19 protein-coding genes are annotated in these 20,584 nt (G+C 72.7%); 14 read left to right on the plus strand and 5 right to left on the minus strand.

The genetic code is table 11. The annotated features are described in order from the left end of the window. Positions 1 to 10 precede the first annotated feature (10 nt). Positions 11 to 616 carry a TetR/AcrR family transcriptional regulator gene (locus tag J3R08_RS12040; protein WP_030502541.1) on the plus strand — a complete coding sequence of 202 codons (606 nt, stop codon included), beginning with the start codon at positions 11 to 13 and terminating at the stop codon, positions 614 to 616. 24 nt (positions 617 to 640) lie between these two features. Here the strand turns inward: J3R08_RS12040 and J3R08_RS12045 are convergent, their stop codons facing one another. Both J3R08_RS12045 and J3R08_RS12050 read right to left on the minus strand, forming a co-directional pair. Continuing rightward, positions 641 to 2,560 carry a helix-turn-helix domain-containing protein gene (locus J3R08_RS12045; RefSeq protein ID WP_209964175.1) on the minus strand — a complete coding sequence of 640 codons (1,920 nt, stop codon included), beginning with the start codon at positions 2,558 to 2,560 and terminating at the stop codon, positions 641 to 643. Positions 2,561 to 2,574: 14 nt separating this feature from the next. Beyond that, the gene (locus J3R08_RS12050) at positions 2,575 to 3,357 is read right to left on the minus strand and encodes a 3-hydroxybutyrate dehydrogenase (RefSeq protein WP_030502539.1); all 783 of its coding nucleotides are present in this window, start codon (positions 3,355 to 3,357) and stop codon (positions 2,575 to 2,577) included. Between the two features lie 184 nt (positions 3,358 to 3,541). Between J3R08_RS12050 and ruvC the strand changes: the two genes are divergently transcribed. The 8 genes from ruvC to J3R08_RS12090 all read left to right on the plus strand — a co-directional run bounded on the left by ruvC (position 3,542) and on the right by J3R08_RS12090 (position 12,904). Further along, on the plus strand, positions 3,542 to 4,069 hold the full coding sequence (ruvC, locus tag J3R08_RS12055) for a crossover junction endodeoxyribonuclease RuvC (protein WP_030502538.1): 528 nt from the start codon (positions 3,542 to 3,544) through the stop codon (positions 4,067 to 4,069). Next, positions 4,066 to 4,668 carry a Holliday junction branch migration protein RuvA gene (gene ruvA / locus J3R08_RS12060; protein WP_043324978.1) on the plus strand — a complete coding sequence of 201 codons (603 nt, stop codon included), beginning with the start codon at positions 4,066 to 4,068 and terminating at the stop codon, positions 4,666 to 4,668. Before ruvC ends, ruvA begins: the two co-directional genes overlap by 4 nt. Next, positions 4,665 to 5,729, plus strand: a complete 1,065-nt coding sequence (gene ruvB, locus J3R08_RS12065) for a Holliday junction branch migration DNA helicase RuvB (RefSeq protein ID WP_064448528.1) — start codon at positions 4,665 to 4,667, stop codon at positions 5,727 to 5,729. Before ruvA ends, ruvB begins: the two co-directional genes overlap by 4 nt. Positions 5,730 to 5,869: 140 nt before the next feature. Then, positions 5,870 to 6,214 (plus strand): preprotein translocase subunit YajC, encoded by a 345-nt coding sequence (gene yajC, locus J3R08_RS12070; protein ID WP_036343450.1) that lies wholly within the window; start codon positions 5,870 to 5,872, stop codon positions 6,212 to 6,214. 223 nt (positions 6,215 to 6,437) lie between these two features. Beyond that, positions 6,438 to 8,345, plus strand: coding sequence for a protein translocase subunit SecD (gene secD, locus J3R08_RS12075; RefSeq protein WP_176722758.1), 1,908 nt, complete (start codon positions 6,438 to 6,440; stop codon positions 8,343 to 8,345). Between the two features lies 1 nt (position 8,346). Beyond that, complete coding sequence (gene secF / locus J3R08_RS12080) at positions 8,347 to 9,540, plus strand: protein translocase subunit SecF (RefSeq protein WP_043324975.1); 1,194 nt, start codon at positions 8,347 to 8,349, stop codon at positions 9,538 to 9,540. 98 nt (positions 9,541 to 9,638) lie between these two features. After that, positions 9,639 to 10,205, plus strand: coding sequence for an adenine phosphoribosyltransferase (locus tag J3R08_RS12085; RefSeq protein WP_043324974.1), 567 nt, complete (start codon positions 9,639 to 9,641; stop codon positions 10,203 to 10,205). 227 nt (positions 10,206 to 10,432) lie between these two features. Beyond that, positions 10,433 to 12,904, plus strand: a complete 2,472-nt coding sequence (locus J3R08_RS12090) for a bifunctional (p)ppGpp synthetase/guanosine-3',5'-bis(diphosphate) 3'-pyrophosphohydrolase (protein ID WP_043324973.1) — start codon at positions 10,433 to 10,435, stop codon at positions 12,902 to 12,904. Between the two features lie 71 nt (positions 12,905 to 12,975). Here J3R08_RS12090 and J3R08_RS12095 read toward each other — a convergent pair whose 3' ends face one another. Further along, on the minus strand, positions 12,976 to 13,818 hold the full coding sequence (locus tag J3R08_RS12095; protein ID WP_043330340.1) for a peptidylprolyl isomerase: 843 nt from the start codon (positions 13,816 to 13,818) through the stop codon (positions 12,976 to 12,978). A gap of 91 nt (positions 13,819 to 13,909) precedes the next feature. Continuing rightward, complete coding sequence (locus J3R08_RS12100; RefSeq protein ID WP_104115185.1) at positions 13,910 to 14,779, minus strand: peptidylprolyl isomerase; 870 nt, start codon at positions 14,777 to 14,779, stop codon at positions 13,910 to 13,912. A 237-nt stretch (positions 14,780 to 15,016) separates the two neighbouring features. On the opposite strand from J3R08_RS12100, the gene J3R08_RS12105 reads away from it, so the two are divergent. Genes J3R08_RS12105 through J3R08_RS12115 form a run of 3 tightly spaced genes read left to right on the plus strand, consistent with a single transcriptional unit; the run spans position 15,017 to position 18,104 of the window. Continuing rightward, positions 15,017 to 15,736, plus strand: a complete 720-nt coding sequence (locus J3R08_RS12105; protein ID WP_030502528.1) for an MBL fold metallo-hydrolase — start codon at positions 15,017 to 15,019, stop codon at positions 15,734 to 15,736. 40 nt (positions 15,737 to 15,776) lie between these two features. Further along, on the plus strand, positions 15,777 to 17,117 hold the full coding sequence (hisS, locus tag J3R08_RS12110; RefSeq protein WP_113973154.1) for a histidine--tRNA ligase: 1,341 nt from the start codon (positions 15,777 to 15,779) through the stop codon (positions 17,115 to 17,117). A 51-nt stretch (positions 17,118 to 17,168) separates the two neighbouring features. Then, on the plus strand, positions 17,169 to 18,104 hold the full coding sequence (locus tag J3R08_RS12115; protein WP_043324971.1) for an acyl-ACP desaturase: 936 nt from the start codon (positions 17,169 to 17,171) through the stop codon (positions 18,102 to 18,104). Positions 18,105 to 18,226: 122 nt separating this feature from the next. On the opposite strand, the gene J3R08_RS12120 is transcribed toward J3R08_RS12115, so the two are convergent. After that, a complete protein-coding gene (locus J3R08_RS12120; protein ID WP_064448524.1) occupies positions 18,227 to 18,727 on the minus strand; it encodes a PaaI family thioesterase in 501 nt (166 codons plus the stop codon). Between the two features lie 55 nt (positions 18,728 to 18,782). Between J3R08_RS12120 and J3R08_RS12125 the strand changes: the two genes are divergently transcribed. Together J3R08_RS12125 and J3R08_RS12130 are read left to right on the plus strand one after the other, a co-directional pair. Continuing rightward, positions 18,783 to 19,256, plus strand: a complete 474-nt coding sequence (locus J3R08_RS12125; RefSeq protein ID WP_209961157.1) for a helix-turn-helix domain-containing protein — start codon at positions 18,783 to 18,785, stop codon at positions 19,254 to 19,256. 262 nt (positions 19,257 to 19,518) lie between these two features. After that, complete coding sequence (locus tag J3R08_RS12130) at positions 19,519 to 20,565, plus strand: S1 family peptidase (protein WP_209961158.1); 1,047 nt, start codon at positions 19,519 to 19,521, stop codon at positions 20,563 to 20,565. The last annotated feature ends 19 nt before the right edge of the window (positions 20,566 to 20,584 follow it).

Genomic DNA, 20,584 nt, shown 5'->3' on the forward strand with positions numbered 1-20,584 from the left:
TTCGTGGACAATGTCTGACATGACTTCCACGGCGGATGCTCCGCGGTCGCCCGGACGACCGCGGAGCACCCGCGCGGACGAGGCGATCGTGGACGCCACACTCGACCTGCTGGCCGAGGGCAACAGCGTCGAGTCGCTGAGCATCGAGGCGATCGCGGCCCGCGCCGGAGTCGGCAAGGCCACCATCTACCGCCGCTGGCCGGGTAAGGACGCGCTGCTGCTGGACGCGCTGCGCACGCTCAAGGGGCCCGCGCCCCACTGCGCCGGCCGTTCCGTCCGCGACGACCTGGTGCTGCTCGTCGGCGCCGTCGGCCAGCACGCCGACCCCCGGGCCCGCAAGATCATGCCGTGCCTGGTGCCCGAGGTGAACCGCAGCTCGGCGCACCGGCAGGCGTACGAGGCGATCGTCGAGCCGCGCCGCGAGGCGTTGCGCGAGGTGCTGCGCCGCGCGATCGAGCGCGGCGAACTCCGCGCCGACATCGACATCGAGGTGACCATGGCGCTGCTCACCGCGCCGATGCTCACCCAGCGGATGCTGCACTGGCACGCCGGGGACGAGCGGGTGGTGCCCGAGCGGATCGTGGACACCGTCCTGGACGGCCTGCGCGTCCGCTGAGACCGGGTCGCAGTGCCCGGCCGCTCAGCGAGTGGGCGTGCGCAGCCGGTGCAGGCGCAGCGCGAGCTGCACCTCCAGCGCCCGATCCGGGCGCTGCCAGTCCGCGCCGAGCAGCTGCCCGACCCGTTCCAGCCGCTGGGTGACCGTGTTCACGTGCACGTGCAGCTGCTCGGCGGCCCGGGCCAGGCTGCCGCCCACCCCGAAGTACGCCTCCAGCGTCTTCACCAGCGCCGTGCCCCGCCGGGCGTCGTAGTCCACCACCGGACCCACTGTCGCGGTGAGGAACCCGGCCACGTCCCGGTCCCCGGCGTCGCCCACCGCGCCCAGCAGCAGCCCGACGAAGCCCAGCTCGGCGGTGCTCGCCCCCTGCCCGGCCCGCCCCAGCGCGCCCAGCGCGGACAGGCAGCGCTCCGCCTCGGCGAACGTGACTGCGAGCGACGCCGGCCCGGTCGAGGGGCCGCTCGCCCCCGCCGTCACCGGCCGCCCGGTCACCCGCGACAGGTCCCGGGCCACCGCCCGGGCCGCGCCGCCCGCGTCCCGGCCCGGCAGCATCAGCACCACCCGCCCGTCGCGCGCCGCCGCCAGGCCGCCCCGGGTCGAGGCGTACGTGGTGGCCCAGGACAGCACCCGCTGCCGGGCCGAGCCGGTCTCGGCGAACGCGTCGTCGCCGACCGCCACCAGCACGTGCGGCGCGTCCAGGTCCACCCCGATGCGGCGGGCCCGCGCCCGCAGCGCGTCCGCGTCGCGCAGCGGCCGGGCGATCAGGTCGTCCAGCAGCTCGCCGCGCACGCGCCCCTCCGCCTCGGCCACCGTGCGGCGGAACAGCAGCAGCAACGCGGTCACCAGCGCGGCCCGCTCCAGGATGCGCTGGTCGGCGTCGACCAGCTCGTCGTCCGGGCGCAGCACCAGCGCGCCCAGGTTCTCCGCGCCGGCCACCACCGCGGCGTACCAGAGCGGACCCCGGCGCACGCTGCGCCCCTCGGTACGCGACGCGGCGACCGCCTCCACGATGTCCGCCCGGTCCGGCTCCTCGATCTCGCCCACCCGGGCCAGCCGCCGGCCCTCGGCATCAAGCGCCAGCAGCGCGCCGCCGAGAACCTCGGTGACCGCCGCGGCCACGTCCTCCATCCCGCCGCCGCGCACCACCAGCGCGGTCATCCGGTCGTGCGCGGCGGCGGCGCGCTCCACCGAGCTGCTGTGCGCCCGGATCGTGCTGTTCGCCGCCGACAGCTCGGCCAGCGCCGCCCGCGTCTCGGCCAGCAGCCGCGCGGTGTCGATCGCCACCGCCGCGTGCGCCGCCAGCGACACCAGCAGCGACACCTCCTCGCGGGCGAACGGCCGGGCCGAGCGGTTCGCCGCGTACAGCACGCCGATCACGCTGGAGCCCAGCCGCAGCGGCACGCCCAGGATGGCCACCAGGCCCTCCTCGCCCACCCCGCCGTCGATCTCCCCGGTGTGCCGGAACCGCTCGTCCTCCTGGTAGTTCGAGGTGACGTACGGCGTGCCGGTCTGCGCCACCAGGCCGCCCAGGCCGTCGCCCAGCTCCAGCCGCAGCCGCTGGAACCGGGCCGAGATCGAGCCGTCGGTCACCCGCATGTACGTGTCGCCGCGCTCCTCGTCGTTGAGCGTCATGTACGCCACGTCGGTGCCGAGCAGGATCCGCGCCCGGTGCACGATCGCGTGCAGCACGTCGTCCAGGTCGCGCAGCCCGGCCAGGTCGCTCGCGGTGTCGTACAGGCCGGACAGCTCGGTCTCCCGGCGCCGCCGCCGGGCCAGCAGCGCCCGTACCCGCAGCGCCACCACCTTCGCCTGCTCCAGCTCGGCCAGCCGGTCGGCGGGCAGCCCGGCGGCGCGCGCGGCCACCAGCGGACCCTCGAACTCGACCGCCGCGGCCTCGCGCGCCAGCAACTCCAGGAACTCCACCGGCGACGACATGACCGACATTGTGCGCGGCGCCACTAGTTCGCCGTCCAGCCCCCGTCGAGGGCGATCGAGGCGCCGGTGAGGAACGCGGCCGGCGGGGAGCACAGGTACGCCAGCAGCTCGGCCACCTCCTCCGGCTCGATCAGCCGCTTGATCGCCGCCCGGGCCAGCATGATCTTCTCGACCACCTCGTCCTCGCCGATGCCGTGCGTGGCCGCCTGGTCGGCGATCTGGCTCTCCACCAGCGCGGTCCGCACGTACGCCGGGTTGATGCAGTTGGCGGTGACGCCGTGCGCGGCGCCCTCCAGCGCGACCACCTTGGACAGGCCCTCCAGCGCGTGCTTGGCCGAGACGTACGCGGCCTTGAACGGCGAGGCGCGCAGCCCGTGCACCGAGGAGATGTTGACGATCCGGCCCCAGCCGTTCGCGTACATCCGGGGCAGCGCCCGGCGCACGAGCAGGAACGGCGCCTCGACCATCACCCGCTGGATGTACTCGAAGCGCTCGACCGGGAAGTCCTGCACCGGCGAGACGTGCTGCAGGCCGGCGTTGTTGACCACGATGTCGGCGTCGACGTCGAGGCGGTCCACCGCCGCCGGGTCGGCGAGGTCGATCCCGACCGCCCGGCCACCGGCCTCGGCGGCCACCGCCCCGGCCGCCGCCTCGTCGCGGTCCAGCACCACCACTGTCGCGCCGGCCGCCGCCAGGCGCAGGGCGCAGGCGCGTCCGATGCCGCTGCCGCCGCCGGTGACCAGCGCGGTACGGCCGGTCAGGTCGACGTGTACGACGTGGGGGACCACCACGGGTTCTGCCGTCATGGCGCATGAACGTACGAGCCGGGTGCCCCCTGGCACATGGGGCGGCGACACATACTCCACCGCCCGGGTGTGTGGTGCGCCGCGTCACCGGCCGCGCCCGGCGTGTCCGGCCGACCCGCCGTCGGCGGGCACCAGTAGGGTGTGTCGAACACACGTACTGCTGGCGGCTCGGGGAGGAGGCGGCGTGCGCGTGCTGGGCGTCGACCCGGGGCTGACCCGGTGCGGGGTCGGCGTGGTCGAGGGCGTGCCGGGCCGCCCCTGCACGCTCGTGGCCTACTACGTGGTCTACACCGACCCGGCCGACGACCTGCCGCTGCGCCTGCTGCACCTGGACCGCTCGCTCACCGACCTGGTCGCCGAGCACCGCCCGGACGCGGTCGCCGTGGAGCGCGTGTTCAGCCAGCACAACGTCCGCACCGTGATGGGCACCGCGCAGGCCAGCGGCGTCGCGGTGCTCGCCGGGGCCCGGGCCGGGCTGCCGGTGACGACGTACACGCCGAGCGAGGTGAAGGCGGCGGTGACCGGCTCCGGCCAGGCCGACAAGGCGCAGATGACGGCGATGGTCACCCGGCTGCTGCGGCTGCCCGAGCCGCCGAAACCGGCCGACGCCGCCGACGCGCTGGCGCTGGCCATCTGTCACGTGTGGCGCGGCGGCACCCGGTCCAAGCTGGCCGAGGCCGCGCAGCGGGCCCGACGAGGAGGGACGCGATGATCGCGAGCGTACGCGGCACGGTGACCGCCACCGGCCCGGATCACGCGGTGGTGGAGGTGGGCGGCATCGGCCTGGCCGTGCAGTGCGCCCCCGGCACGATCGCCGAGCTGCGCGTGGGCCAGCCGGCCCGGCTGGCGACCAGCCTGGTCGTCCGGGAGGACTCGCTCACCCTCTACGGCTTCGCCGACGACGACGCCAAGCAGCTGTTCGAGCTGCTCCAGACCGCCAGCGGGGTCGGTCCCCGGCTGGCCCAGGCGGTGCTCGCCGTGCACACGCCGGATGCGGTCCGCAAGGCCATCGCCAACGCCGACACCGCGGCGCTGACCCGGGTGCCGGGCATCGGCAAGAAGGGCGCCGAGCGGCTGGTGCTGGAGTTGCGCGACCGGATCGGCCCGGTGCCGGTGGGCGCCGACGGCGCGGCCGGGGTGACCGCCGGCGCCTGGCCGGAGCAGGTCCGCCAGGCCCTCGTCGGGCTGGGCTGGACGGCCGCCCAGGCCGAGCAGGCGGTGGCCGCGGTGGCGGAGACCGTGGACGGTGAGACGCCGCCGGTGCCGGTCCTGCTCAAGCAGGCGATCCGCCTCCTGGGCCGGACCCGATGAGCGGGGAGAACCTGGTCTCGGCGTACGTCGACGACGCCGAGCGGGACGCGGAGGCGAGCGTCCGGCCGAAGCGGCTGGCCGAGTTCATCGCCCAGGACCGCGTCCGGGACCAGCTCGACCTGCTGCTGCAGGGCGCGATGCGGCGTGGCTCGCCGCCGGACCACATCCTGCTGTCCGGTCCGCCCGGCCTGGGCAAGACCAGCCTGGCCAACATCGTCGCCGCCGAGCTGGGCGCGGGGATCCGGGTGACCAGCGGCCCGGCCATCGAGCGCTCCGGCGACCTGGCCGCGATCCTGACCAGCCTCGCCGAGGGCGACGTGCTGTTCATCGACGAGATCCACCGGATCGCCAAGCCGGCCGAGGAACTGCTCTACAGCGCCATGGAGGACTTCCGCGTCGACGTGGTGGTCGGCAAGGGCCCGGGCGCGACGGCCATCCCACTCGACGTGGAGCCGTTCACGCTGGTCGGCGCCACCACCCGGTCCGGCCTGCTGACCGGGCCGATGCGCGACCGCTTCGGCTTCGTCGCGCACCTCGACTTCTACGCCCCGGCCGACCTGGAGACGCTGCTGCACCGGTCGGCCCGGATCCTCGGCGTGCCGATCACCGCTGACGGCGCGGCGGAGATCGCCGGCCGGTCCCGCGGCACCCCGCGTATCGCCAACCGGCTGCTGCGCCGGGTGCGCGACTACGCCGAGGTGCGGGCCGACGGCGTGGTCACGCTGGAGACCGCCCGGGCCGCGCTGACCGTCTACGACGTGGACGCGCTCGGCCTGGACCGGCTCGACCGGGCGGTGCTGACCGCGCTCGTCGACTCGTTCCGGGGCGGCCCGGTGGGCCTGTCCACGCTGGCGGTCGCGGTGGGGGAGCAGCCGGACACGGTCGAGGAGGTCTGCGAGCCGTTCCTGGTGCGGGCCGGCCTGCTGGCGCGTACGCCGCGGGGGCGGGTGGCGACGGAGGCCGCTTGGCGGCATCTGGGCCGCAACCCGCCGAATGGTACATTTGGTGCGGATACCTCTTCGGGGCCCGATCTCTTCTCGGTACAGACCGACCAGCCGTGATCCGTTCGTGATCTGTGCCGCATTCGGTCTTCTCAGGAGCAGGGACTAGACTTCGCCGCGGTTTGTACAGGACGTGAAAATCCGCTTCCGCTGCGGCGCCCTCCGGCGCCGGGACGGAGGCCAACCGGAAGGTCTACACCGTGCTTTACGCAGCAGCGAGTGGCGGGGGAGCCGGCGGTCTGACGCCGATCCTGATGATCGCTCTGCTCTTCGTCGTCATGTACTTCATGATGATCCGACCGCAGCAGAAGCGCCGCCGCGAGGCCGAGCAGATGCAGTCCGCCCTGGCCCCGGGCGACGAGGTGGTCACCATCGGCGGCCTGCACGGCACTGTCACCGCGGTCGAGGACGAGACCGTCCTGCTGGAGGTGGCCCCGGGGGTGCAGACCCGGTATGCCCGCCCCGCCGTGGCCCGCGTGATCAAGCGCGCCGAGGCGCCGGCCGCCGAGACGATCAGCGAGGAAGCCGAGCCGGTCAAGGAGTGACTGCCGCCCCGGACGGGGCAGCGGAATCATCGGTACAAGTGGATAGTTGGGGTCGGCGCCCGGCGCCGGCACCCGGCCAGGCCGTGCGGCGCCCCCGCGCCGTGCCCCGGTCGGCGTGCCGTCGGCCGGTGCCGATCCGCCGGAGCAGTCGGGCGGACACCCCCGGCCCGACAGTTGTCGCCGCCGCGGAAGCGGCGCGACCGTACAGGGAGACAGGACAGCCGTGGCACCACCTCAGGGACAGATGCGGCCCGGACGGCAGCTCGCCGTGCTCGGGCTCATCTTCGTCGTCCTCTATCTTTTGGTGTTCTTCTCGGGCGGCGCCAGCGGTGGCTGGAAGGACCGGCTGGAGCCCCGGCTCGGCCTGGACCTCGTCGGCGGCACCCGGCTGACGCTCGAGGCCACAAACACCGTGGACGGCAAGCCGCCGACCGCCGGCAACCTCGAGGAGGCGCGCCAGATCATCGAGAGCCGGGTCAACGCCTACGGCGTGGCCGAGGCCGAGGTGGTCACCGAGGGCAACCGCAACATCGTCATCTCCCTGCCCGGCCAGAACCGGGACCTGACCGACGTGGGCAGCGCCGCCGAGCTGCGCTTCCGCAAGGTCCTCAAGGCCACCGACGGCAGCGGCGCCGCCGCCGCGCCCGCGCCGACCCCGAGCGTCGCTCCGTCCGGTACCGCCAGCCCGGCGCCGTCGGGCAGCGCGTCGCCGCAGGCGACCACGAGCCCCAAGGTCAGCGGGTCGCCGAGCGCCGGCGGACAGGGCGGCATGGCCCCGAACCCGAGCGCCAGCGCCTCGGCCACCCCGTCGGCCTCGCCGAGCGCCGCGTCCCCCAGCGCCAGCGCCAGCGCCGAGCCGGTGCCGCAGAGCATCGAGCAGCAGCGCAAGGCCGTCGAGCAGAAGGTCGGCGCGGCCGCCTGGGCCGCCGCCTCGGGCCTGCAGGCCCCGGCCGACCTCACCACCGACCCGACGCTCGCCGACAAGCTCAAGCCGTTCGGCACGCTCACTCCGCAGGAGGTCGCGGTCCTGCCGGTCGAGATGCAGTTCAACGTCCCGACCATCACCTGCGCCCAGCTCGACAAGCGCCCGGCCGCCTCGATCAAGGACGAGAAGCAGAAGGCGGTCGCCTGCGAGTCCGGCGCGAAATACCTCCTCGACGTGGCGAAGGTGCTCGGCACCGACGTCAAGAACGCCTCCGCCCAGCTCGACCAGACCAGCTCCTGGGTGGTCAGCCTCAACTTCACCGGCAAGGGCCAGGAGAAGTGGACCGCGCTGACCCGCGAGGCGTTCAACAACGAGGGCCAGGCCTGCGACCAGACCGCGCTCGGTCAGGACGGCAAGTGCCGGGTCGCCGTGGTCCTGGACAACGAGATCGTCTCGTCCCCGGAGATCCAGGGCGTGCTGACCGGTGACTCGCAGATCACCGGCAGCTTCGACAACAAGACCGCGAACGCGCTCGCCAGCCAGCTCCGCTACGGCGCGCTGCCGGTCACGTTCGAGCCGCAGGAGCAGCAGAACGTCACCGCGACGCTCGGCGACAGCCACCTCAAGGCGGGTCTGCTGGCCGCCGGCATCGGCATGCTGCTGGTCATCATCTACTCGTTCTTCTACTACCGGCTGCTCGGCTCGGTCATCTTCCTGAGCCTGGTGCTCTCCGCGCTGCTGGTCTTCGGCGCGCTCGTGGTGCTCGGCCGTTCGATCGGCTTCACGCTCACGCTCGCCGGCATCGCCGGCATGATCGTCTCACTGGGCGTCGCGGCGGACTCGTTCGTCATCTACTTCGAACGATTGAAGGACGAGATCCGGGAGGGCCGCAGCCCACGCAGCGCGGTGCCGCGCGCCTGGATCCGGGCCCGCCGGACGATCATCTCGGCGAACGCGATCACGCTGATGTCGGCGGTGGTGCTCTACATCGTGTCGGTCGGCGCGGTGAAGGGCTTCGCCTTCGCGCTCGGCCTGGCGACAGTGCTCGACCTGGTCGTCGTGTTCCTCTTCCGCCACCCGATCATGACGATGTTCGCCCGCACCCGGGCGTTCCTGTCGCCGCGGGTCAGCGGTCTGGGCCGGGCTCTGCCGGCCCGGTCGGCCGAGTCGGGCACCGCCCGCAACCCGCGTGTCAAGGAGGCCTGAGATGGCTAAGAACGGTCTGGCCGCCCGGCTCTACCGGGGCGAGGCGGATCTCAACATCGTCGGCCGCCGCAACCTGTGGTTCGGCGTGGCGGGCGTCCTCGTCCTGATCGCGGTGCTCAGCTTCGCGATCAGCGGCTTCAAGCTCGGCATCGAGTTCGCCGGCGGCAACACGTTCCAGGTGCCGGCCAGCGTCGGCACGCTGGACCGGGCCGAGCAGACCGTCGACGAAGTGCTGGCCGACGAGGCGCCCGGCGTCGAGGTGGTGAGCGCGCAGAAGGTCGGCAGCACCAGCGGCGAGTTCTACGAGATGCGCACCGGGCAGCTCAGCGCCGAGCAGGCCAACGCGGCCAAGGCCGCGATGGCGGAGGAGTTCGGCATCCAGGCCGACCAGATCAGCGGCAGCCAGGTCTCCGAGGCGTGGGGCAGCCAGGTCACCTCCCGCGCCTTCCTCGGTCTGCTGATCTTCATCGCGGTGGTGTCGATCTACCTGGTGCTGCGCTTCGAGTGGCGGATGGCGGTCGCGGCGATCACCTCGCTGCTGACCAACCTGGTCCTCACCGCCGGCATCTACTCGCTGGTCGGCTTCGAGGTCACCCCGTCGACGATCATCGGCTTCCTCACGATCCTGGGCTTCGCGCTCTACGACGTGGTGGTGGTCTTCGACAAGGTGCAGGAGAACACACGCGGCATCACCGCGAACAACAACGTCACCTACGGCGAGGCGTCCAACCTGGCGCTCAACCAGAGCCTCATGCGGTCGCTGAACACCTCGGTGGTGGCGCTGCTGCCGGTCGGCGGCCTGCTCTTCATCGGCGCCGGCCTGCTCGGCGCGGGCACGCTGAAGGACCTCGGCCTGGTGCTGTTCGTCGGTATGGCGGTGGCGTTCCTGACCTCGATCGTGCTGGCCACCCCGCTGTTGGTGCTGCTGAAGAACATGGACCCGCGGATCAGCGCGCACAACAAGCGGGTGCTGTCGCGCCGGGCCGCGCTGGCCCGGGGCGAGATCACGCCGAAGGGCGCCTCGCGCGCCGCCCCGGCTGCCGACGCCGACGCGCCGATCGACCCGGAGGCCGCCGCGCTCGCCGGCGCCGCCCCCAAGGTCGGCGCCCGCCCGGCCGGCAAGCGTCCCAGCGGCGCCCGCGGCGGGCGGCCCGCCGGGGGTGGCGGCAACCGGCCCGGCGGCAAGCGCCGCTGAACCACGGGCCCGGACGTAGTCGCGACGACGGCGTCCGTCATGCTGATGTCACGGCATGACGGACGCCGTCGTCGTTTCGAGAGGACATGGGACGCACTGTGACGGAGACCCACACCACGGGCGTACGCGGAGACAGCGGCCCGGAGGTCGCCCAGCTCGTCGCCAGCCGGTTGCTGGACGTGCCGGACTTCCCCAAGCCGGGTGTCGTGTTCAAGGACCTGATGCCGCTGTTCGCCGACGGTACGGCGTTCCGTGAGGTGATCGACGGCATCATCGCGTACCACGGGCGCGACTCGTTCGACGCCGTCGCCGGTATCGAGGCGCGTGGGTTCGTGCTCGCCGCGGCCGTCGCGTACGCCACCGGGGTCGGCGTGGTGCCGGTGCGCAAGGCCGGCAAGCTGCCCCGGGCCACGCACTCCGCCTCCTACGCGCTGGAGTACGGCGAGGCGACGCTGGAGGTGCACCAGGACGCCTTCACCGCCGGCCACCGCGTGCTGGTGCTCGACGACGTGCTCGCCACCGGCGGCACCGCCGAGGCGACGCTGGACCTGGTGGAGCGGGCCGGTGGCACGGTGACCGGGTTCACCGTGCTGCTGGAGCTGGGCTTCCTGGAAGGCCGCAAGCGGCTCGCGCCGCGTCCGGTCCACGCCCTGTTGACCGTTTGACCCGGCCCCGGCCGTCGGGCCGGTCGGCGCCGACCGTCCGGGGGAGCGGTGGCGTACCCTGCGTACGGGTAGCATTGCGCTTTGCCCGACCCGGCCGAGGTGTCCGGGGCGGCGAAGGCGCCGGGGCCCGGCCCCGGTGACCGCGCGGAACAACACCGGCCCCCGGGCCGGTTGAACCAGACGTCGGCCGAACGGCCGGCGCATCCCGGCGAGCGGTGAGGAGGCCGGTGTCCCACGATGTCGTCCCTCCGGTGGAGGGCACGGTGCACCCGACAGGCGACGCGGACGGCTCGGTGACCGAGCGCAGCGGCAACCCGCAGGCCCGGGCGACCGGCGCCACCGGCGGCGCGCCCGACGCGACGGCCGACGGCGGGGCGGTCGTGGTGCCGTTCCCGACCGAGGCTGCCGCCGACGCGGCGACCAGCGGCGGGTTCGCGCTCTCCAACGCGCCCACCGGCCGGCGGGTACGCGCCCGGCTGGCCCGGTTCAACGCGCCCTGGCAGACATCGCAGGTCAGTGAGGTGCTGGAGCCGCTGATCGCGACGCACCGGGAGAACCACCCCAAGGCCGACGCGCGGCTGCTGCAGCGCGCCTTCGACACGGCCGCGCGGTGGCATTCGGGGCAGTACCGCAAGTCCGGCGACCCCTACATCACGCACCCGCTCGCGGTGGCGACCATCCTGGCGAACCTGGGCATGGACACCACCACGCTGGTCGCGGCGCTGCTGCACGACACCATCGAGGACACCGAATACACGCTCGACGCGATGCGCGCCGACTTCGGCGGCGAGGTCGCGCTGCTCGTCGACGGCGTCACCAAGCTCGACAAGGTCAAGCTCGGCGACGCGGCCAAGGCCGAGACCATCCGCAAGATGGTCGTCGCGATGGCGAAGGACCCCCGGGTCCTGGTGATCAAGCTGGCCGACCGGCTGCACAACATGCGGACCCTGACCTTCCTGCCGCGCCCCAAGCAGGAGCAGAAGGCCAAGGAGACGCTGGAGATCCTGGCGCCGCTGGCGCACCGCCTCGGTATGAACACGATCAAGTGGGAGCTGGAGGATCTCGCCTTCGGCACGCTGTTCCCGAAGCGGTTCGAGGAGATCAACCGGCTGATCGGGGAGCACCAGCCGCAGCGCGAGGCGCTGCTGCGCCAGGTGACCCAGAAGGTGTCCACCGACCTGAAGGCCGCCAAGATCAAGGCGGAGACGACCGGGCGGCCCAAGCACCTCTACTCGATCTACCAGAAGATGATCGTGCGGGGGCGCGACTTCAACGACATCTACGACCTGGTGGGTGTGCGGATCCTGGTCGACACGGTGCGCGACTGCTACGCGGCGCTGGGAGTCATCCACGCCAACTGGCAGCCGGTGCCGGGCCGGTTCAAGGACTACATCGCCATGCCCAAGTTCAACATGTACCAGTCGCTGCACACGACTGTCATCGGGCCCACCGGCAAGCCGGTGGAGATGCAGATCCGCACGTACGCGATGCACCGCACGGCCGAGTTCGGCATCGCCGCGCACTGGAAGTACAAGGAGCACAAGGGCACGCCGGTGGTGGGCCCGCCGGCGCACATCGACGAGATGACCTGGCTGCGGCAGCTGCTGGACTGGCAGCGCGAGGCGGCGGACCCGAGCGAGTTCCTGGACGCGCTGCGGTTCGACCTGTCCAGCCAGGAGGTGTACGTCTTCACCCCCAAGGGCGACGTCATCCCGCTGCCGACCGGGTCGACGCCGGTGGACTTCGCGTACGCGGTGCACACCGAGGTCGGGCACAAGTGCATCGGCGCGCGGGTGAACGGCAAGCTGGTGCCGCTGGAGTCGACGCTCTCCAACGGCGACGTGATCGAGATCTTCACGTCGAAGTCCGACACGGCCGGCCCCACCCAGGACTGGCTCGGCTTCGTGAAGAGCCCGCGCGCGCGTACGAAGATCCGCCAGTACTTCAACAAGGAGCGGCGCGAGGAGGCGATCGAGGCCGGCAAGGACGCGATCGTCAAGGCGATGCGCAAGCAGGGCATGCCGCTGCAGCGGATGCTCACCTCGGACGCGCTGATGGCGATCGCGCGGGACCTGCACCTCGCCGACGTGGCCTCGCTGTACGCGGCGGTCGGCGACAGCCAGGTCTCCGCGCAGTCGGTCGTGCAGAAGCTGATGGCCTCCTACGGCGGCGAGGAGGGCGCGGCGGAGGACATCGCCGAGACCGCCGTCGCCACCCGGCCGCCGCGCAGCCGGCAGAGCAGCGCCGACCCCGGCGTGGTGGTCCGCGGCGTCAGCGACGTCTGGATCAAGCTGGCCCGCTGCTGCACGCCGGTGCCGCCGGACTCGGTGTTCGGTTTCGTCACCCGCTCCGGCGGGGTCAGCGTGCACCGGGACGACTGCGCCAACGCCGAGGACCTGCGCGCCCAGCCCGAGCGGGTGGTCGAGGTCAGCTGGAAGCTCACCTCGGCGTCCACGTTCCTGGTCGCCATCCAGGTCGAGGCGCTGGATCGGCACAAGCTGCTCGCCGACGTGACCCGGGTGCTGTCCGAGGAGCGGGTGAACATCCTCTCCGCGACCGTCACCACCACGCGGGACCGGGTGGCGGTGAGCCGGTTCAGCTTCGAGATGGCCGACCCGAAGCACCTGGGCCACCTGCTGGCCGCGGTCCGCAAGGTCGACGGCGTGTTCGACGCGTACCGGGTCACCTCCGGGGCCTGAGCCACCACGTACGCGAAAGCGCCCGCCGGCTGCGATCAGCCGGCGGGCGCTTCGTCGTCGTACCGGTGCGGTCAGCCGCCCTCGACCGGGCTCATCGTCACCTTGGTCATGGTGATCTCCTTCTTCGGGTGACCACCGCCGGCCTGCTTGGCGAACGCGCCGTCGTCACCGGCCGCGGCGACCTGCTTCACCACGTCCATGCCACCGGTGATGGTGCCCAGCACCGTGTAGTTCGGGTCGAGCGGCGAGTCGCCGTACACGATGAAGAACTGGCTGCCGGTGCTGCCCGGCTGCCCGGAGTTGGCCATCGCGATGACACCCTCCGGGTACGGCGGGCGCTTGTTGGTGGGGAGGTTCTCCTCGGCCAGGTTGTAGCTGGGCCCGCCGGTGCCGTCGGTGTCCCGCCAGCCCTTGCCGGTGGCGCTCGGGTCGCCGCACTGGAGCACCTTGATGCCCTCGGTCACCAGGCGGTGGCACTTGGTGTTGTCGAAGAAGCCCTTGCTGGCGAGGTGCGTGAAGCTGCCCGCGGTGCAGGGCACGGCGGCACGGTCGATCTTGGCGGTGATCGGGCCCAGGTTGGTGTCGATGGTCATCGTCTGGGAGCCCTTGCCGGCCTGCTGGGTCGGCGGCAGCCCGACGTCCTTGATCTGCGGCGGCCGGCCCTCCTTGGGCACCTCCGTGTACGCGCACTGCACGGCGTCGGCAGTGGTCGTGCCGCCCGTCTGCTCGTCGTCGTCGCCGCCGAGCGAGGTGGCCAGCCACACCGTGCCGGCAACGACGAGCACCAGCACGGCCGCGGCGCCGACGATCGCCTGGGTCTGCCGGCGCTTGCGGGCCTTGCCGGCGCGCTCCGCCATCTCCCGCTCGAGCTTGGCCCGCGCCGCCGCGCGCTGGCGGTCTCTGGTGGACGTCACGGTCACTCCTCACCTGCTGCGTTTGGGGTCGGCGCGCGCGCCGCCGGTCACGTGTGGGTGAGCCGGCGGGCTGCCGCCGGCTCTGGGTCGGTCAGCCCGCGCTGGCGCTCGGCGAGGGCGCGGGACTGTCGGCCGGAGCCGCGCCCGGCTCGCCGACGGTGACGCTCTGCACCAGGATCTGCGTCTTGGGCTTGACCTTGGCGCCGTTGCCATTGTCCTCCGTCGGCATGGCGCCGATCTTCTCCACCACGTCGAGCCCGCCGGTGACCTTGCCGACCACGGAGTAGGCCGGCTTCTCCGGGCTGGCGTCCTTGAAGAAGATCAGGAACTGGCTGCCGTTGCTACCCGGCGGGGTGCCGATCATGGCGACCGTGCCCTTCGGGTACGTCGCCGGCTGCCCCGGGGCCGGGGAGGCCGACGGGCTGGGCTCCGGCGCGGCCGGCAGGTTCTCGTCGAAGAACGAGTAGGTCGGTCCGCCGAGCCCGGTGCCGGTCGGGTCGCCGCAGCGCAGCGCGCCCTCGGCGGTGATCTCGTGGCACGTGGTGTTGTCGAAGAACGAGCGGCCGGCCAGGTAGCTCAGGCTCGCCGCGCCGCACGGCGCGTCGGTCTGGTCCAGCTCGACGGTGATCGGGCCACCCTGGTTGGTGGTGATCGTCATCGGCCGGGTGCCCGAGGTGGGCAGGCCCGTGGTGGGCGGCTCGCCGACGTCCTTGAGGTTGGTGTTGACGGCGCCGTCCTGCGCGGTCCAGAGGCAGACGTCCTCGGCGGCCTGCTTCTCCGGCTCCGAGTCGAACGCGCCGAGCGCCCAGGCGGAACCGGCCACGATCAGCACGAGCACCACCGCGGCGCCCACACCGGCCCGGATCTGCCGGCGGCGCTTCGCGGCCGCCGCCCGCCGGGCGAGCTGCCGGTCGAGCTTGGCCCGCGCCAGTTTGCGCTGCCGGTCCCTGCTGGAAGCCACGTGCGCTCCCCTTCCTCTGCCTGAATCGCCGCCGGCGCCGGGCGCCGGCCGCCGTTCCGGTCGGGGTGCGCCACGCCACACGCCCGCCAGAGTGTACGGGTAGCGACTGTGAATGTCGTGTACGAGGTCCCGTCATCTCAGCCCGGCCGGGGCGGACGGGCCCGGTGGCGGGCGGAACTCGCTCGCCGCTACGACTAGGCTGCAAGCAGACGACGACCGGACGGAAAGGGGAGCGACGTGCTCGTGGCCGGCTTTCCCGCGGACGCCTTCGGCACCAACTGCTACGTGGTGGCGACCGCTCCGGGGGAGCAGTGCGTGGTGGTCGACCCCGGCATCGGGGTGCTCGACCGGCTCGACGCCGTGCTCGCCGAGCATCGCCTGCACCCGGCCGCCGTGCTGCTCACCCACGGCCACCTGGACCACACGTTCTCCGTCGCCCCGGTCTGCGGCGCGCGGGGCATCCCCGCCTACGTCCACCCGGACGACCGGGAGCTGCTGGCCGACCCGAGCAAGGCGCTGTCGATGGACCTGACCCAGCTGTTCGGCGGCCGGCTGCCGTACGCCGAGCCGGACGACGTGGCCGAGCTGACCGACGGCGCGACGCTGTCGCTGGCCGGGTTGGAGATCACCGTCGACCACGCCCCCGGCCATACCGGCGGGTCGGTGCTGTTCCGGTTGCCCGGCGCCGGCTCGCCCTGGGAGGCGGAGCAGATCTGCCTCTCCGGTGACGTGCTGTTCGCCGGCTCGATCGGCCGTACCGACCTGCCGGGCGGCAGCATGCCCCGGATGCTGTCCAGCCTGCGGGACAAGGTGCTCCCGCTGGCCGACGACACAGTCGTCCTGCCCGGCCACGGCCCCGCGACCACTATCGGCCGCGAGCGCGCGACCAACCCGTACCTCGTCGAGGTGGCGGGCACCGGCGGCGCGCGCCCGGCCGCGCCCACCCGAGGCCTCTAGACCCTCACCCGCGCCCGCGCGGGTTCTCAAGGAGTTCGTGATGAGCAAGCCCACGCCCATTTCCGGCTTCCCCGAGTGGACGCCGGCGCAGCGGATGATCGAGCAGTTCGTGCTCGACCGGATCCGCGCCACGTTCGAGCTGTACGGCTTCGCGCCGCTGGAGACCCGCTCGGTGGAGCCGCTGGACCAGCTCCTGCGCAAGGGGGAGACCTCCAAGGAGGTGTACCTGCTGCGCCGGTTGCAGGCCGACGCCGACGGGCCGGCCGGTGACGACGCGCTCGGCCTGCACTTCGACCTGACCGTGCCGTTCGCCCGCTACGTGCTGGAGAACGCCGGCAAGCTGCAGTTCCCGTTCCGCCGCTACCAGATCCAGAAGGTGTGGCGGGGTGAGCGCCCGCAGGAGGGCCGCTACCGGGAGTTCCTCCAGGCCGACATCGACATCGTCGACCGGGACACGCTGCCGGCGCACTACGAGGCGGAGATGCCGCTGGTCATCGGTGACGCGCTGCGGTCGCTGCCGATCCCGCCGGTGCGTATCCAGGTCAACAACCGCAAGATCTGCGAGGGCTTCTACCGGGGCATCGGGCTGACCGACACGGAGGCGGCGCTGCGCGCCGTGGACAAGCTCGACAAGATCGGCCCGGCCGGGGTGACGGAGCTGCTGGCGAGCACCGCCGGGGCGAGTGAGGCGCAGGCCAAGGCCGTGCTGTCGCTGGCCGAGATCTCCGCGCCGGACGCCTCCTTCGCCGACGCGGTGCGCGGCCTCGGGGTGAGCGATCCGCTGCTGGACGAGGGCGTCGCGGAGCTGGCCGCCGTGGTGGAGACCGCCGCCGCGCACGCGCCCGGCCTCTGCGTGGCCGACCTGCGCATCGCGCGGGGCCTGGACTACTACACGGGTACGGTCTACGAGACGCAGATGATCGGCTACGAGCGGTTCGGGTCGATCTGCTCCGGCGGCCGGTACGACAACCTGGCCAGTTCCGGCAACGTCCGGTTCCCCGGGGTGGGCATCTCGATCGGGGTGACCCGGCTGCTCGGCCTGCTCTTCGGCGCCGAGGCGCTGTCGGTGTCCCGTTCGGTGCCGACCTGTGTGCTGGTGGCGGTCACCGCCGAGGAGGACCGGGCGGCCAGTGACGCGGTCGCGGCGGCGCTGCGGTCGCGCGGTGTGCCGACCGAGGTGTCCCCGTCGGCGGCCAAGTTCGGCAAGCAGATCCGGTACGCCGAGCGGCGCGGCATCCCGTACGTCTGGTTCCCCGGCGCGGACGGCGACGAGGTCAAGGACATCCGTTCCGGTGAGCAGGTGGCCGCTTCGGCGGGCGAGTGGACGCCGCCCCGGGCGGACCTGAAGCCGCTGGTCGGCCCGGCCGGCACTGGCGTCTGAAGGCGTTTGGACCTACGGTGGCGTAAGTTACGCCACCGTAGGGAGAACGTCGTGACCGTGCTCAGCCAGACCGCTCTGCTCACCGAACTCGAGCCGGTGGTCGAGAAGAACCTCGACCGCCACCTGTCGCTGGCCAAGGAGTGGTTCCCGCACGAGTACGTGCCGTGGAGCGAGGGCCGCACCTTCGACGGCCCGCTGGGCGGCGAGGCCTGGTCGCCGGAGGACTCGACGCTGCCCGACGTGGCCCGGACGGCGCTGATCGTCAACCTGCTCACCGAGGACAACCTGCCCTCGTACCACCACGAGATCGCCACCCTGTTCGGGCGCGACGGCGCGTGGGGCACCTGGGTGCACCGGTGGACCGCCGAGGAGGGGCGGCACGGCACGGCGATCCGCGACTACCTGACGGTGACCCGGGCGGTGGACCCGGTGGCGCTGGAGCGGGCCCGCATGGTGCACATGTCGGCGGGCTACCAGAACGTCCACGACCAGGAGATGCTGCACTCGCTGGCGTACGTGTCGTTCCAGGAGCTGGCGACCCGCATCTCGCACCGCAACACCGGCCGGGCCACCGGCGACCCGACGTGCGAGGCGCTGCTGGCCCGGGTGGCGGCGGACGAGAACCTGCACATGGTCTTCTACCGCAACCTGCTCGGCGCGGCGTTCGAGCTGGCCCCGTCGCAGGCCATGCGGGCGGTCGCCGACGTGCTGGCCAACTTCCAGATGCCGGGCGTGGGCATCGACGGCTTCGCCCGCAAGTCGGTGGCGATCGCGCTGGCCGGCATCTACGACCTGCGCCAGCACCGTGACGAGGTGGTGATGCCGGTGCTGCGTCAGTGGAACCTGTTCGACGTGACCGGCCTGAACGCCGACGGCGAGGCCGCCCGCGACCAGATCGCCGCCCACCTGGACATGCTGGAGACCCAGGCGTCCCGCTTCGAGGAGAAGCGCGCAGCCCGAGCAGCCCGCCTGGCCGCAACCCGCTGACCCCGCCCCCCTCTCTCCCGCGCGATCTTGCACTCACGGCCCCCGCGAATGCCGCGAAACCGGCGCTGCGGGGGCCGCAACCGCAAGATCGCCGGGCGCGGCGGGGGCGCGGGGTGCGGTGGTCAGGGGAGGGGGAAGATCAGGCAGGTTGAGGTGGCGTGGGCCACCAGGCGGTCGGCGGGGTCGGTGAGGCGGGCCTCGGCCAGGGCGGTGCGGCGGCCCCGCTGGAGCACAGTGCCCTCGCAGCGCAGCGTGCCGGTGTCGACTGTTACCGGGCGCAGGAACTTCACGTTGAGGTCGAGCGACGTGTAGCCGACCCCGGGCGGCAGCGTGGTGTGCACGGCGCAGGCCGCGGCGGTGTCCAGCAGCGTGGAGAGGACGCCGCCGTGCACCGTGCCGAGCGGGTTGTAGTGGAACTCCTGCGGCAGCAGCTCGACCGCGACGCGCCCCTCTTCGGCCTCCATCCGGGACATGTCGATCAGGTGCATGATCGGCGGGGCGGCCAGCTCGCCGGCGATCATCGCCCGCATCAGTTCCAGGCCGCTGCGCCGGCCCAGGTGGGCGGCCCCGGCGGCCGGGTCGGACCAGGTGAACGTGCGCGAGCGTTCCTGCGTCTGCGTCATGGACTCAGCCTGGCAGCGCGTTGCTGAGTCTGTCAATCAGACCTAGCCTGGTCGGATGAGACCCGCGGCACTGGACTGGTCGGTGGAGAACTGCACCATCGCGCGCGCCATGGAGGTCCTCGGCGAGCGGTGGACCCTGGTCGTGCTGCGCGAGGTCTTCAACGGCGTACGCCGCTTCGACGACATGCGGGTGCGTACCGGCATCCCGCGCCAGGTGCTGACCAACCGGCTCGCCATGCTCGTCGAGCGCGGGGTGCTGCGTCGCGAGCCGTACCGGGAGCCGGGCAGCCGGCCGCGTCACGAGTACCGGCTCACCGAGATGGGGCTGGACCTGTGGCCGGTGCTCGTCGCCGTGCTCGGCTGGGGTGACCGTTACCTGGCCGACCCGGAGGGCTCCCCGCTGAGCGTGGCGCATCGTGACTGTGGCGCCGAGGTCCGGGTCGAGCTGCGCTGCGCCGAGGGGCACGAGATCGCCGAGGCGCGCGACGTGCTGCCCCGTCCCGGCCCCGGCGCCCACCGCCGCGCCTGACCGCCCCGCGCGCCTGACCGTTCGCCGCGCCTGCCCCCAGCACGTCGACGTGGGTCGATCCCCGGCTCTGACACCTTGAGTCGATGTTGTTGCTGGGGCGTTACATCGGGCGCTGGTGCGAATCCGGGCAAAGCCATGTCTTGTTTACGATCTTAAATGTGTGAATACTTTGGGCACCCGGGCGGTTTCCCCAGGTCGCCCGGGTTGTCCTCGGGCGCGCCCCCATGACAGCGCCCGTTCACCCCCATTCGGAGGTTGTTACATGCGACCCACGAGGTCCACGCTCCGCCGCGCCGCCGCAGTCGCCGTTGCCGGCACCCTGGTCACCGGCTCGCTGCTCAGCGCCCCCGCGCAGGCCGCCCCCGCGGCCCTCTCGCCGGACGCCGCCGCCACCCTCGTCGAGAAGCTCGGCGCCCGCGCGGCCGGCACGTACGCCGACGCCAGCGGCAAGATGATCGTCACGGTGACCGACACCGCGACCGCTCGCCAGGTGCGCGACGCCGGCGCCATCCCGAAGATCGTGGCGCGCGGCGCGGACAAGCTGAACGCCGCCACCGGCGAGCTGGAGCGCTCCGCCAAGATCCCCGGCACCGCCTGGTGGACCGACCCGGCCACGAACCAGGTCGTCGTCTCCGTCGACAGCACCGTCACCGGCGCCAAGCTGGAGCGGGTCAAGGCGGCCGCCGCCCGGCACAACGGCGCGATCCGCATCGAGGCCGAGGCGGGCGTGCTGAGCACCCGGATCTCCGGCGGCCAGGCCATCTACGCCGGCGGCGGACGCTGCTCGCTCGGCTTCAACGTGCGCAGCGGCTCGACGTACTACTTCCTCACCGCCGGGCACTGCACCAACATCGGCTCGACCTGGTACTCCAACTCCAGCCGTACCACCGTGCTCGGCACCCGGACCGGCACCAGCTTCCCGGGCAACGACTACGGCATCGTCCGGCACAGCAACTCGGCCAACGCGGCCGGTAACGTCTCGCTCTACAACGGCAGCACCCAGGACATCACCTCGGCCGGCAACGCCTACGTCGGCCAGTCCGTCCGCCGTTCCGGCAGCACCACCGGCGTGAAGAGCGGCAGCGTGACCGCGCTCAACGCGACCGTGAACTACGCCGAGGGCAGCGTCTCCGGTCTCATCCGCACCACCGTCTGCGCCGAGCCGGGCGACAGCGGCGGCTCGCTGTTCGCCGGCACCACCGCCCTGGGCCTCACCTCCGGCGGCAGCGGCAACTGCTCCTCCGGCGGTACCACCTACTTCCAGCCGGTCACCGAGCCGCTCAGCGTCTACGGCGTGAGCGTCTTCTGATCCACGCATCGCATCCAAC

It is taken from the genome of Micromonospora sp. HB375 (assembly GCF_017872985.1).
GTDB classification, from domain to species: Bacteria; Actinomycetota; Actinomycetes; order Mycobacteriales; family Micromonosporaceae; genus Micromonospora; species Micromonospora chalcea.

What these genes read in the sequence shown, in the direction of transcription:
- J3R08_RS12040 (WP_030502541.1), top strand. Translation starts at nt 11, where the DNA reads ATGTCTGACATGACTTCCACGGCGGATGCTCCGCGGTCGCCCGGACGA.
- J3R08_RS12045 (WP_209964175.1), bottom strand. Translation starts at nt 2,560, where the DNA reads ATGTCGGTCATGTCGTCGCCGGTGGAGTTCCTGGAGTTGCTGGCGCGC.
- J3R08_RS12050 (WP_030502539.1), bottom strand. Translation starts at nt 3,357, where the DNA reads ATGACGGCAGAACCCGTGGTGGTCCCCCACGTCGTACACGTCGACCTG.
- ruvA (WP_043324978.1), top strand. Translation starts at nt 4,066, where the DNA reads ATGATCGCGAGCGTACGCGGCACGGTGACCGCCACCGGCCCGGATCAC.
- ruvB (WP_064448528.1), top strand. Translation starts at nt 4,665, where the DNA reads ATGAGCGGGGAGAACCTGGTCTCGGCGTACGTCGACGACGCCGAGCGG.
- secF (WP_043324975.1), top strand. Translation starts at nt 8,347, where the DNA reads ATGGCTAAGAACGGTCTGGCCGCCCGGCTCTACCGGGGCGAGGCGGAT.
- hisS (WP_113973154.1), top strand. Translation starts at nt 15,777, where the DNA reads ATGAGCAAGCCCACGCCCATTTCCGGCTTCCCCGAGTGGACGCCGGCG.
- J3R08_RS12120 (WP_064448524.1), bottom strand. Translation starts at nt 18,727, where the DNA reads ATGACGCAGACGCAGGAACGCTCGCGCACGTTCACCTGGTCCGACCCG.
- J3R08_RS12125 (WP_209961157.1), top strand. Translation starts at nt 18,783, where the DNA reads ATGAGACCCGCGGCACTGGACTGGTCGGTGGAGAACTGCACCATCGCG.
- J3R08_RS12130 (WP_209961158.1), top strand. Translation starts at nt 19,519, where the DNA reads ATGCGACCCACGAGGTCCACGCTCCGCCGCGCCGCCGCAGTCGCCGTT.